This is a genomic window from Luteimonas sp. MJ250 (genome assembly GCF_039548455.1).
Taxonomy (GTDB): domain Bacteria; phylum Pseudomonadota; class Gammaproteobacteria; order Xanthomonadales; family Xanthomonadaceae; genus Luteimonas.
Genome location: NZ_JBCLVB010000014.1, coordinates 31,380 through 43,345, shown reverse-complemented (window position 1 = coordinate 43,345; position 11,966 = coordinate 31,380). Strand labels below are relative to the sequence as shown.

Below are 11,966 nucleotides of genomic sequence, written 5' to 3'. Positions count from 1 at the left end.
ATCAGGGCTCCACGGCGGCGCGTTGGCCCGCCTCTCGTGCCGCGCGGCCGCGGGGGCCATTGAAGTATTCCTGCACCCAGGGGTGGTCGAGGCGTTCGATGTCCCCGATTTTGCCGGTGGCCACCACTTTGCGGTCGGCGATCACCGCGACGCGGTCGCAAATAGCGTACAGCGTGTCCAGGTCGTGGGTGATGATGAACACCGTCAGCCCGAGCGCCTGGCGCAGGGTGAGGATCAGATTGTCGAAGGCCGCGGCGCCGATCGGGTCGAGCCCCGCGGTGGGTTCATCCAGGAACAGCAGCGGCGGGTCCAGCGCCAGCGCCCGCGCCAGCCCGGCGCGCTTGCGCATGCCGCCGGAGAGCTGGGAGGGCAGCTTGTCGATCGCGTCCGCCGGCAGTCCCGAGAGCTTGACCTTGAGCAGGGCCAGCTCGCGGCGCAGGCCGTCGGCCAGCCCGGGATGGTGCTCCTTCAGCGGCACCTCGACGTTCTCGCCCACGCTCAGCGAAGAGAACAGCGCGCCATCCTGGAACAGCACGCCGGTGTTGCGTTCGATATGCAGCCGGCTGGTGGCGTTGTCGGCGCGGGCATCGACACCGAGCACTTCGATCGTGCCGGCGTTGGGCGTGCGCAGAGCGATGATCGAACGCATCAGCACCGATTTTCCGCTGCCCGAACCGCCGACCACGCCGATGATCTCGCCCTGGCGCACGTCCAGGTCGAGGCCGTCATGCACCACCTGCGCACCGAAGCGGTTGACCAGTCCGCGCACGCGGACGATGGCGTCGTCGGCGCTCACCAGCCCACCTGCATGAACCAGATCGCGGCTGCCGCATCGAGCAGGATCACCAGAGAGATCGTCTGCACCACGCTGGACGTGGTGCGCTCGCCCAGCGACTGTGCGGTGCCCTCCACCTGCAGGCCCTCGAGGCAGCCGATCAGTCCGATCACCAGCGCGAACACCGGCGCCTTCGCCATGCCGACGAAGAAGTGCCGCAGCTCGATGGTGTCCTGCAGCCGCACGATGAAGGCCTGCGGCGGGATGCCGACCTCGAACGCGGCCACCGCCATGCCGCCCAGCAGGCCGGAGACCATGGCGATGAAGGTCAGCAGCGGCAGCATCAGCAGCAGCGCGAGCAGCCGCGGGATCACCAGCAGCTCGATCGGGTCCAGGCCGAGGGCGCGGATCGCATCGACCTCCTCGCGGCTGACCATGACCCCGATCTGCGCGGTGAACGCGCTGGCGGTGCGGCCGGCCAGCAGGATCGCGGTCAGCAGCACGCCGAATTCGCGCAGGAAGGCGAAGCCGACCAGCTCCACCACGAACATCGAGGCGCCGAAGTCGGCCAGGATGGTGGCGCCGAGGAAGGCGATCACCGCGCCGACCATGAACGAGAGCAGCGCGACCAGCGGCATCGCGTCCAGCCCCACCTGCTCCATGTGGTGCACGGTGGACGTGAGGCGCAGGCGCCGCGGCTGGCGCACGATGCGCCCGATCTTGGCCAGGCTTTCGCCGAAGAAGCTCACCAGCGCCACGATCTCGCGGCCGTTGTGATGCATGGTTTCGCCCAGGCGCGCGAGCGCCGCCGCGACGCCGTACTCGCGACGCTTCTTCGGGCGGTCGTCGGCCACGTCCTCGATCGCGGCGACCAGGGCCAGGTGGTCCTCGCGGAATCCCAGCGCATCGTCCGCCAGGCCGCGCCGGTGCGCGAAGCGCAGCAGCAGCAGCACGCCCATGGTGTCGAGGCGCTCGATGCCGGTGGCATCCACGGTCACCGCGCCGTCGGGCGCGCCACCCAGTGCCGCGGATACCGCCCCGGCATTGTCGAGCGTCCAGCCGCCCGACAGGCGCAGGGTGTCGCCCTCGAGGGCGAGCGTCGGTGGGCTGGCGGTAGCGGCGGGCATCGGGCGGACAGGCTGATCGTCGGTAAGGACTGCACGCGAGGATACCGAACACGAAGCGCTGCGCGCGTGCCATCCTTTGCACATGTCACGCCCGATCCCCCAGGAAGCCTACGCTCCCCGCATCGCCTTCATGGTCGAACTGGCCGAGCACCTGCATGCCTATGGCACTACCGGCCCGCGCCTGGAAGCGTCGCTGGAGATGGTGGCGGAGAAGCTCGGCCTGGAGTGCGAGCCATGGACCAACCCCACCGGCATGGTGCTGTCCTTCAGTGACCCGATGCGTCCGCCCGGCGACAGCGACACCACGCGCGTGATCCGGATGCCGCCCGGCGAGAACGACCTCGGCCGGCTCTGCGACGTCGACTCCATCGTCGAGGACGTGGTTGCCGGCAACGTGGGCCTGGGCGAGGGGCACGCCGCGCTGCGCGCCCTGGACCGGCCGCTGAGCGGGCGCCAGAACCTGATGCAGGTGCTGGGATTCGGCATGGTCGCCACCGGCGTTGGCGGCCTGCTGCGCCTGCCGTGGCTGGATATCGCCACCACGGCGATGGTCGGCCTGGTCATCGGGCTGCTGCAGGTGGCCGCGCGCACGCGGCCTCGGCTGCGCGAAGCCGGCGATGCGATCAGCGCGATGGTGGCCGCGTCGATCACCATCCTGGTGGCGGCCTACGTGGCGCCGCTCAACCTCAATACCGTGATCATTTCAGCGCTGATCGTGCTGATGCCGGGCCTGGCGCTGACCAACGCCGTCAATGAACTGACCAGCCAGCACCTGATGTCCGGCACTGCGCGCTTTTCCGGCGCGGTGGCGACGATGCTGATGCTCACCGTGGGCACCATGGTGGCGCTGGGGGCCGCGGGCATGGTTGGCATCGAACCGCAGGTGCGCGCCTGGCGGCCGCAGCCGGACTGGGTGGAATGGTGCGCGCTGGGGCTGGCCTCGTTCGCGTTCGCGGTGCTGTTCCGCGCCAAGAGCCGCGACTACCTGCTGGTGGCCGCTGCCGCAGCCACCGGCTACCTGGTGTCGCGTTTTGCCGGGCAGGCCTGGGGCAGCGAGGTCGGGATCTTCATCTCGGCGCTGGTGATCACCGCCGCGGGCAACGGCTATGCGCACTGGGCCGGGCGCCCGGGCGCCGTGGTGCGGGTGCCGGGCATCATCCTGATGGTGCCCGGCAGCTCCAGCGTGCGCGCGCTGATCACGTCGGTGCAGCAGCAGGACCTGGTCGTCGGCCAGACCGCGGCGCTGGCGGTGGTCAACATCCTGCTGGCGATTCTGGCCGGGCTGATCTTCGGCAACCTGCTGCTGCCGGCGCGGCGGAGCCTGTAAGGGGACACTCCCGCGCGTTGCCCGCATCTGCCCTTTGGGCATCTTCCCCCGCCTGCGGGGGACGTCCCCGCGCAGCGGGGGGATCGGGGCAGCCTCGCGGGAAACCCTCACTTCGCGATCAGGAAATCCTCGCGCGTCTTCCCCTGTGCCACCTGCTCGGCCAGCCAGCGCGGCTGCTTGCCGCGGCCGGTCCAGGTCTGCTCCGGCTGGGCCGGATTGCGGTACTTCGGCGCCACCTTGATGCCGGTCTTGCGCGGCGTGCGGGTCGACTTCGCCGCGCGCGTGCCGGCGGCGGCCGCGCCGGATGCGGTTCCGAACAGTTCCTCGATCGTGTAGCCCTCGGCGGTCGCGGCAGCCTTCAGGCGCGCACGAACGGTGGTGATCGGCTTGCGCTTCTTGAGCGTGGTCTTGCGCTTCTTCGCCTTGTTGATCAGCGAGTCGAGTTCCTTCGCCGAGAGGGTGTTCAGGTCGATTGCCATGCTGTCTCCGATTATCTTGCGGGGCGGTGCCGGGATGCGGCGAATCAATGATCATAATCGGCGCGACGTCGCGCGGCCATTATTTCGCGTGGCTGTGTTGATAATCCGGGGAATGCCCGCGCGCAGGTCCGCGATGATTCTGTCGGGAGTTCGGGGCCTCAGGGTGCCAGGCGGGCCAGCAGCGCGTCGCGGTCCAGGTTTTCCGACTCCGCCGAGCTGCGCGCGCGGTATTCGAAGGTGCCGGCCTCCAGGCCGCGCGCGGAAACCACCACGCGGTGCGGGATGCCGATCAGCTCCATGTCGGCGAACATCGGGCCCGGGCGCAGGCCGCGATCGTCCAGCACCACGTCGACGCCCTTGGCCGCGAGTTCGTCGTGCAGCGCGGCGGCGGCCTCGGCCACGGCCGGGTCGTTCTTCGGATTGATGATGCACACCGCGACCGTCCACGGCGCCATCGCCGCGGGCCACAGGATCCCGGCCGCATCGTGGTTCTGCTCGATCGCCGCGGCGACGATGCGCGACACGCCGATGCCGTAGCAGCCCATCATCGGCACCGCGGCCTTGCCGGCCGCGTCAAGCACGGTGCAGCCCATGTCGCGGGCGTACCTGTCGCCGAGCTGGAAGATATGGCCGACCTCGATGCCGCGCATGATGCGCAGGGTGCCGCCGTCCTCGGCGCGATCGCCTTCAACCACGCTGCGGATGTCGGCGACAAGGTCCGGCTCGGGCAGGTCGCGGCCCCAGTTCACCCCGGCGATATGCAGGCCGGGGCGATTGGCGCCAACCACGAAGTCGGCCATCGCCGCGACCTCGACGTCGGCGACCACGCGCACGGGCTTCGCCGGCGCCACCGGGCCCAGGAAGCCGGGCTCGCAGCCGAGGTGCTCCAGGATTTCGGCTTCGGTCGCCATGCGGTAGTCGCCCAGGCCGGCGACCTTGGCCAGCTTGATCTCGTTGGCCTCATGGTCGCCGCGCACCAGCGCCAGCACGAACTGGTCCCGGCCCTCGGCATCGTGGCCCATCAGCGCGACCGACTTCACCGTGTGCGCCAGCGCGATGCCCATCAGCTCCGCCACGGCCTCGCAGGTCTTCTGCGTCGGGGTATCGATGTCGCGCATCGTCGTGGTCGCGGCGGGCCGCGGGCCGGGCGCTGATGCGCGCGCGGTCTCGACGTTGGCGGCATAGCCTGCGGCGTCGTCGCGGCCGGTGTCGGACCAGGCGATCAGGTCTTCGCCGGAATCGGCCAGCACGTGGAATTCCTGCGAGGCGTCGCCGCCGATCGCGCCGGTATCGGCCAGCACCGCGCGGAAGCGCAGTCCCAGGCGGGTGAATATGCGCGTGTAGGCCGCGTGCATCTTCGCGTACGAAGCCGCCATGCCCTCGGCGTCGACGTCGAAGGAATAGGCGTCCTTCATCAGGAACTCGCGCGCGCGCATCACCCCGAAGCGCGGGCGGATCTCGTCGCGGAACTTGGCCTGCACCTGGTAGAAGGTCACCGGCAGCTGCTTGTAGCTGGCCAGCTCCTGGCGCGCGAAATCGGTGATGACTTCCTCGTGCGTTGGGCCGTAGGCGTACTCGGCGTCCTTGCGGTCGCGGATCTTCAGAAGCTGGCCGCCGAATTTCTCCCAGCGCCCGGTTTCCTCCCACAGCTCGCGCGGCTGGATCGAGGGCATCAGCATCTCGATCGCGCCGGCGGCGTCCATTTCCTCGCGCACCACGGCCTCGACCCGGCGCAGCACGCGCAGGCCCAGCGGCGACCAGGTGTAGATGCCGGCGGCAAGCTTGCGGATCATCCCCGCCTTGAGCATCAGCCTGTGGCTGGTGAGCTCGGCTTCGGCCGGGGTTTCCTTTTCGGTGTGGAGGTGGAACTGCGACAGGCGCATCGGCGGCATCATCGGTGTGGTGGCTTGGCCGCTGATTGTGCCATGCAGCACGCGCGTCGCTGCCACCCGTGCCCGTCGCCGCCGGGCCTACTGCCTGCGGCCGTCGACCTCGATGCCGTCACGGGGCTGGATATCGACCTTCTCGTAGCGCCGGCCGCGCGGCGGCGGCTCCTGGGTCACCTGCACCACGCCGGCGTCGTCGGTCCAGCGGTACAGCACCGGGCGTGCGGCCTCGTAGCTGGCCGCCGCCGCCTGGTCGGCGCGTTCGCGTCGCGCCTCGGCGGCTTCGGGCGCCTCGCGCGCGAACCACCAGGCCACCGCGATCCCGGCGGCGAGGCCGGCGACGATGGCCCAGCGGGTCTGCATGTCCGTGCGCGCGCCCGGGAAGGTCAGGGCGTGCAGTAAGCCTTGATCGCGGCCTGGGCCAGCTCCAGCTGGCTGGCGCGCTGGTCGGCGTCGAGCACGGTGTCGGGCTTGCCGTCGCCGTCGGTGTCCTGCATGACGTTGCCTTCGCCCGCGAGTGCGCTGATGTTGGCGCGCGCCGCGGTGCAGTTGGAGTTCTCCGCCGCGGCAACCGGTTCGGACGACGCGGTCGGCGCCGCGGTGCCCGACGAGGTGATCAGGCGGTGTTCGTAGCTGCCCTTGTCCGGTGGCGTCTGCGAGTAGTGGGTGACGCCGTTGGCGTCCTTCCACTGGAAGACCTCGCCGGCGGTCTGCTGGGCGAAAACCGGGCTGGCGGCGATCACCAGGATGGCGCCGAGGACGATGCGGTGCATGTGGAACTCCTGCCTTGGGGGGCGATGACCCGCGATTGCAGCACCGGGGCGTCGCCGGCGCAAGCGTAGGCATGCGGTTGTGTGACCGGGCGGCGCGCCGCGGCAGGGGCCGTGGCGGCGGTACACTTGCGGCCATGGACCCGAAACCCCTGCCGCCGCGCCGCGCCCGCGGCATCTACCTGCTGCCGAACCTGTTCACCACGGGCGGTCTGTTCGCGGGCTTTTTCGCGATCATCGCCGCGTCGCAGGGGCGGATCGAGGCGGCCTGCATCGCGATTTTCGTGTCCGCGATCCTCGACGGCCTGGACGGCCGGGTGGCGCGCCTGACCAATACCCAGAGCGACTTCGGCATGCAGTACGACTCGCTCGCGGACCTGGTGAGCTTCGGCATGGCCCCGGCGCTGGTGATGTACCACTGGTCGCTGGTGGCGATGAAGCTCGACGGCAGCACCCTGGGCAAGGTCGGCTGGCTGGCGGCGTTCCTGTACGCGGCCTGCGCCGCATTGCGCCTGGCGCGCTTCAACAGCCAGGTGGGGACGGTCGACAAGCGCTGGTTCATCGGCCTGGCCAGCCCTGCCGCCGCGGGCATCGTGGCGAGTTCGGTGTGGACCATGCACAGCCTTGATCTGAGCGGTGAGTCGATGCGCTACGTCGCGCTGGCAGTGACGGTGCTGAGCGGCCTGTTGATGGTCAGCATGTTCCGCTACACCAGTTTCAAGGGCAGCGGCAGCGGGCCCGGTGCCGACCGGGTGCCGTTCTTCTCGACGCTGTTGATCGTGGCGGCGCTGATCGCGCTGTGGATCGACCCGCCGAAAACGCTGCTCACGGTGCTCGGCCTCTATGCGCTGTCGGGCCCGGTGATGTGGCTGTGGCGCCTGCGCGGCCGCCGCGGCGCGCGCGTGGAGTGAAGGCGGTGGCATGGGATCCCTGGCAGCGCGACGTGCTGGAGGCCCTCGGCCACCAGGTCTACGCGCGCGCGCCGCGGGCGGAAGACCTGGTGCCTGAAGATCCGCTGGCCCATGCGCTGCTGCGTGCGGCCGGGCGCGGGCCCGGTTCCGAAGGCGCCGCCGAGCTGCTGCGCAGCCTGCCGCCGCTGGCCGCCCTGCGTGCCGATCCCGCAGCCAAGCGCGCGCTGTGGCCGCGGCTGCGTGCGCTGCGCCGCGGGGCCTTGCCGGGATGAGCGCGGTGGTGGTGGCCGACGCGGTGCAGCGTCCGGTCATGCGGCCGATGCGCATCGAAGACCTCGATGCGGTGATGGTGGTCGAGCTCCGTGCCTATCCGTATCCGTGGTCGATCGGCATCTTCCGCGACTGCCTGTTTGCGGGCTATCCGGCCTGGGTGCTGCTTGAAGGCGGGGCCTTCATCGGCCACGGCGTGCTGAGCGTGGCCGCCGACGAGGCCCACGTGCTCAATATCTGCATCGACCCGGCGCGCCAGGGGCGCGGCCATGGCCGCTGGCTGCTGCGCGCGATGGTGGAGGCCGCGCGCGGGCGCGGCGCCTGCCGGGTGTTCCTGGAGGTGCGACCGTCGAATCCGGCGGCCATCGCCCTGTACGAAGACGAAGGCTTCAACGAAATCGGCCGGCGCCCGCGCTATTACCCGGCCGACAAGGGTCGGCGCGAGGATGCGATCGTGATGGCCAGGGAGTTGTTGGCGGACTGAGGGGCTTGCGCTCTGTCGGGGCTTGCGCTTCGTTGGGGCTTGCGCTCCGTTGGGGCTTGCGCCGCCCGCCGCGGACGCAGGGGGGATGCCCAGCCGGAATATGCGCATCCTGCTCCCAGTTCCGGCCGCCGGCCATCCATGGCCGGCTCTGGGCATCCCCCCTGCATCCACGGCGGGCCCGAACCTTTTGTGCGGTCGTGGACGGAGGCAATGTCAACGCAGACGTCGCGGTCGGGGACGAAGGCAACGTCGAGTCGATGTCGAAACCGGCTGGATCGTCAACGGACCAAGCGGACCCGCCATGGCCACGGCTACGCCCACGAGCACGAACACGAGTACGGGCGCGTGCGCGCCCGCTCCTGATCTCCGTCCCGAAGCAGGAAAACGCCACGGCCCGTCCCGCGTGCAGGGGGTGTGCGGAGAGCCGGCCATGGATGGCCGGCGCCCGGCCGCTGGGAGCAGGACGCGGAGACGGCCGGCGCAGCACACCCCCTGTGCGCGGGACGGGCAGCGCAGACCACAACGGAGCGCCGTCGATCCCCCACGCGTATCAATGCCCGCAGCTGCACGGCAAGCACCGGGAAAACCGCCGTGCGTGGGCGCGCCCTGTCAGAGGCGGGCGCGCTGGGCGCTGAGGGCGTCGTGCTGGGCGGTCCAGTCGGCCAGGCGGGTGCGCTCCTGTTCGACCACGGCGGCGGGGGCGTTGGCGACGAAGGTGTCGCTGGCAAGCTTGCCCTTCGATTTGGCCAGCTCGCTCGCGACGCGCTTGAGCTCCTTGTCCAGGCGCGTGCGTTCGGCGTCGAGGTCGACCAGGCCTTCCAGCGGCACGAACAGCTTCAGCTCGCCGACCAGCGCGGCGGCGGCCGGCGGCGGGTCGCCGCTGATCGACTCGATGCCTTCGATCCGGGTAAGGAAGCCGAGCTGCGAAGAGAATCGCGCGAGGCGGTCGGCGTCCGCACTGTTGCCGCCCGACACCAGCAAGCGAACCGGCTTGCCCGGCGACACGCCCAGCTCGCTGCGGATGCGGCGCAGGGCCGAGACCATGGCCTTGAGCCATTCGACGTTCGCGGCGGCTGCAGCATGGTCCTGGCCGGCGAAGTCAGACGCCCGCGGGTAGGCGCGCGTCATGATGCTGCCGCCTTCGATGCCCAGGCGCGGCGCGACCTGCTGCCACAGCTCCTCGGTGACGAAAGGCGTGAGCGGGTGCAGCAGGCTGAGCAGGCGTTCGAGCACGTGCAGCAGGGTGTGGCGGGTGCTCGCGGCCGCGGCGGCATCGCTGCCGTTGAGGGCCGGTTTGGCCAGTTCGACGAACCAGTCGCAGTACTCGTGCCAGGCGAACTCGTACAGGCACTGCGACAGCAGGTCGAAGCGGTAGCTGGCGAAGTGCGCCTCGGCCTCGGCGGAGACGGCGGCAAGGCGCGACAGGATCCACTTTTCGGGGGCGGTCACGGGCTGCGGCGCGCCCGTGGGCAGGCCGGCGTCGCCGGTGTTCATCAGCACGAAGCGGGTGGCGTTCCAGAGCTTGTTGCAGAAATTCTTGTAGCCCTCGGCGCGGGCCAGGTCGAACTTGATGTCGCGGCCGGGGCCGGCGAGCGCGGCCATGGTGAAGCGCAGCGCATCGGCGCCGAACGCGGAAATCCCTTCGGGGAATTCCTTGCGCGTGGCCCTGGCGATCTTCTCCGCCATCTTCGGCTGCATCAGCCCGGCGGTGCGCTTGGCCACCAGGTCGTCCAGCGCGATGCCGTCGATGATGTCGATCGGGTCGAGGATGTTGCCCTTCGACTTCGACATCTTCTGGCCGTCCTTGTCGCGCACCAGGCCGGTCATGTAGACGTCGTGGAAGGGCGCGCGCCCGGTCAGCCGGTCGGTCAGCATGACCATGCGCGCGACCCAGAAGAAGATGATGTCGAAGCCGGTGACCAGCACGCTCGACGGCACGAAGTCGTCGAAGCCGCGCTCGCGCATGGCCTCGGCGTCCGGCCAGCCCATGGTGCTCATCGGCCAGATGCCGGACGAGAACCAGGTCTCGAGCACGTCGTCGTCCTGGCGCAGCGCCACGTCGGCGCCGAGGCCGCTGCGCGCGCGCGCGTCGGCTTCGTCGCGACCGACGTGGGCGTTGCCGGCCTCGTCGTACCACGCCGGGATGCGGTGGCCCCACCAGAGCTGGCGGCTGATGCACCAGTCCTGGATGTTCTCCATCCAGTGGCGGTAGGTGTTGATCCAGTTGGGCGGCACGAAGCGGATGTCGGGTTCGCCGCCGTCGCGGCCCTCGAAGCGCTCGAGCCCGCGCGCGGCCAGCGTGTCCATGCGCACGAACCACTGGTCGGTGAGGTAGGGCTCGATGGCCTGGCCGGTGCGGTCGCCGCGCGGCACCTGCAGCTTGTGCGGCTTCGTCTCGAGCAGCAGGCCGAGGGCTTCGAGATCCTCGAGCACCGCCTTGCGCGCGACGTAGCGGTCCATGCCGCGGTACTTCTCCGGCGCGTTGGCATTGACCGCGGCGTCGGGCGTGAACAGGTTGATCATCGGCAGGCCGTGGCGCTGGCCGACCGCGTAGTCGTTGAAATCGTGCGCCGGCGTGACCTTGACCACGCCGGTGCCGAAGGCGCGATCCACGTACGCGTCGGCGATCACCGGCACCTTGCGCCCGGTCAGCGGCAGGGTGACCGTCTTGCCGATGAGGCCCGCGTAGCGCGCGTCATCCGGGTGCACCATCACCGCGGTGTCGCCTAGCATGGTTTCCGGGCGCGTGGTGGCGACGATCAGATAGTCGCGGCGTTCGCGCAGGGTTTCGTTGCCGTCGGCGTCGTGTTCGACGTGCTCGTAGCCGGCACCGTCGCCGAGCGGATAGGCGATCGACCACAGGAAGCCGTCTTCCTCCTCGTTGAGCACTTCAAGATCGGAGATCGCGGTCTTCAGCACCGGATCCCAGTTGACCAGGCGCTGGCCGCGATAGATGAGCCCCTGCGCGTGCAGCTGCAGGAAGGCCTCGACCACGGCCGCCGACGGCGCCGGGTCCATCGTGAACACCTTGCGCGTCCAGTCGCCCGAGGTGCCCATGCGGCGCATCTGGCGCTCGATGGTGTCGCCGGACTGGCCCTTCCACTCCCACACCTTGTCGATGAAGGCCTCGCGCCCGAGCGAATCGCGGGTGTCGCTGCTGCCGCTGGCGGCGAGGTTGCGCGACACCACCATTTCGGTGGCGATGCCGGCGTGGTCGCTGCCCATCTGCCACAGCGTGCGGAAGCCGCGCATGCGGTGGTAGCGCACCAGCGCGTCCTGCAGCGTGTGCTGGAACGCGTGCCCCATGTGCAGGGTGCCGGTGACGTTGGGCGGCGGCAGCAGGATGCTGTAGGCCGGGCCGTCGCCGGCAGGCGCGAACGCGCCGCTGGACTCCCACTGCGCATAGAGGCGGGATTCGAAGGACTTGGGGTCGTAGCCGGTGGCGAGGGTCATCGGAGGGCTCGGAGTCGGGGCAGGGCGGGGACGGGCCCCGGCGTCACATGTCGAATTTTTTCAGGTCGAAGCCGCGCGCCTTGTACTGGGTCCAGCGCGCACGCAGCGGGCCGCGCGCGGATTCGTCGGCCGGCACCACTTCCAGCACGCGCTCGAAGGCGCCCTCGACCGGCGCGTCGCGCAGGTTGAGCACCAGGGGACGCAGCGGCACGTCGGCTTCGGGCGGGGCGATGAGTACGTCCGCCTCCTCCTCGGCGCCTTCTTCCTCGTCCTCGAAGCCGGCACCGGCGATCTGGTGCGGCACGTAGGCGTCGGGGTCGAACGACCAAAGCAGGTCGTCGAGCTGCTCGGCCTGGGCCATGTCGCGGGCCAGCACCAGCATCGGCTGGCCGGCGGCCAGGGCTTTCTTGGCCAGCTCGCAGACCAGCAACAGGGGCTGGTCGCGGAAGCGGGGCTTGGCAATCAGGTAGAAGTCGGCGCGCAT

Annotated in this window: 12 protein-coding genes; 4 read left to right on the top strand and 8 right to left on the bottom strand. The window is 70.1% G+C overall.

All coding sequences use genetic code 11. The annotated features are described in order from the left end of the window. Nucleotide 1: 1 nt before the first annotated feature. On the bottom strand, nucleotides 2-796 hold the full coding sequence (locus tag WCE37_RS11360) for an ATP-binding cassette domain-containing protein (protein WP_343279471.1): 795 nt from the start codon (nucleotides 794-796) through the stop codon (nucleotides 2-4). Continuing rightward, complete coding sequence (locus tag WCE37_RS11355; RefSeq protein WP_343279470.1) at nucleotides 793-1,902, bottom strand: ABC transporter permease; 1,110 nt, start codon at nucleotides 1,900-1,902, stop codon at nucleotides 793-795. Before WCE37_RS11355 ends, WCE37_RS11360 begins: the two co-directional genes overlap by 4 nt. Before the next feature lie 82 nt (nucleotides 1,903-1,984). On the opposite strand from WCE37_RS11355, the gene WCE37_RS11350 reads away from it, so the two are divergent. Continuing rightward, nucleotides 1,985-3,229, top strand: coding sequence for a threonine/serine exporter family protein (locus WCE37_RS11350; protein ID WP_343279469.1), 1,245 nt, complete (start codon nucleotides 1,985-1,987; stop codon nucleotides 3,227-3,229). Nucleotides 3,230-3,336: 107 nt separating this feature from the next. Here the strand turns inward: WCE37_RS11350 and WCE37_RS11345 are convergent, their stop codons facing one another. From WCE37_RS11345 to WCE37_RS11330, 4 genes are all read right to left on the bottom strand, one after another. Then, nucleotides 3,337-3,708: an H-NS histone family protein gene (locus tag WCE37_RS11345; RefSeq protein WP_343255006.1), complete on the bottom strand. Its 372-nt coding sequence runs from the start codon at nucleotides 3,706-3,708 to the stop codon at nucleotides 3,337-3,339. 158 nt (nucleotides 3,709-3,866) lie between these two features. Next, on the bottom strand, nucleotides 3,867-5,591 hold the full coding sequence (locus WCE37_RS11340; RefSeq protein WP_343279468.1) for a proline--tRNA ligase: 1,725 nt from the start codon (nucleotides 5,589-5,591) through the stop codon (nucleotides 3,867-3,869). A gap of 87 nt (nucleotides 5,592-5,678) precedes the next feature. Beyond that, complete coding sequence (locus WCE37_RS11335; protein ID WP_343279467.1) at nucleotides 5,679-5,957, bottom strand: DUF4124 domain-containing protein; 279 nt, start codon at nucleotides 5,955-5,957, stop codon at nucleotides 5,679-5,681. Between the two features lie 23 nt (nucleotides 5,958-5,980). Further along, on the bottom strand, nucleotides 5,981-6,367 hold the full coding sequence (locus WCE37_RS11330) for a DUF4124 domain-containing protein (protein WP_343255004.1): 387 nt from the start codon (nucleotides 6,365-6,367) through the stop codon (nucleotides 5,981-5,983). Nucleotides 6,368-6,501: 134 nt separating this feature from the next. Between WCE37_RS11330 and pssA the strand changes: the two genes are divergently transcribed. From pssA to rimI, 3 genes are read left to right on the top strand one after another with little or no spacing between them, the layout of a single operon-like run. Beyond that, nucleotides 6,502-7,275: a CDP-diacylglycerol--serine O-phosphatidyltransferase gene (pssA, locus tag WCE37_RS11325; RefSeq protein ID WP_343279466.1), complete on the top strand. Its 774-nt coding sequence runs from the start codon at nucleotides 6,502-6,504 to the stop codon at nucleotides 7,273-7,275. 5 nt (nucleotides 7,276-7,280) lie between these two features. After that, the gene (locus WCE37_RS11320; protein WP_343255074.1) at nucleotides 7,281-7,547 is read left to right on the top strand and encodes a hypothetical protein; all 267 of its coding nucleotides are present in this window, start codon (nucleotides 7,281-7,283) and stop codon (nucleotides 7,545-7,547) included. Then, a complete protein-coding gene (gene rimI, locus WCE37_RS11315; protein WP_343255002.1) occupies nucleotides 7,544-8,029 on the top strand; it encodes a ribosomal protein S18-alanine N-acetyltransferase in 486 nt (161 codons plus the stop codon). Before WCE37_RS11320 ends, rimI begins: the two co-directional genes overlap by 4 nt. 609 nt (nucleotides 8,030-8,638) lie before the next feature. Here rimI and WCE37_RS11310 read toward each other — a convergent pair. Both WCE37_RS11310 and WCE37_RS11305 read right to left on the bottom strand, forming a co-directional pair. After that, entirely contained in the window at nucleotides 8,639-11,482 is a 2,844-nt protein-coding gene (locus WCE37_RS11310; protein WP_343279465.1) for a valine--tRNA ligase, read from the bottom strand. Between the two features lie 43 nt (nucleotides 11,483-11,525). Then, the gene (locus WCE37_RS11305) at nucleotides 11,526-11,966 is read right to left on the bottom strand and encodes a DNA polymerase III subunit chi (protein WP_343279464.1); all 441 of its coding nucleotides are present in this window, start codon (nucleotides 11,964-11,966) and stop codon (nucleotides 11,526-11,528) included.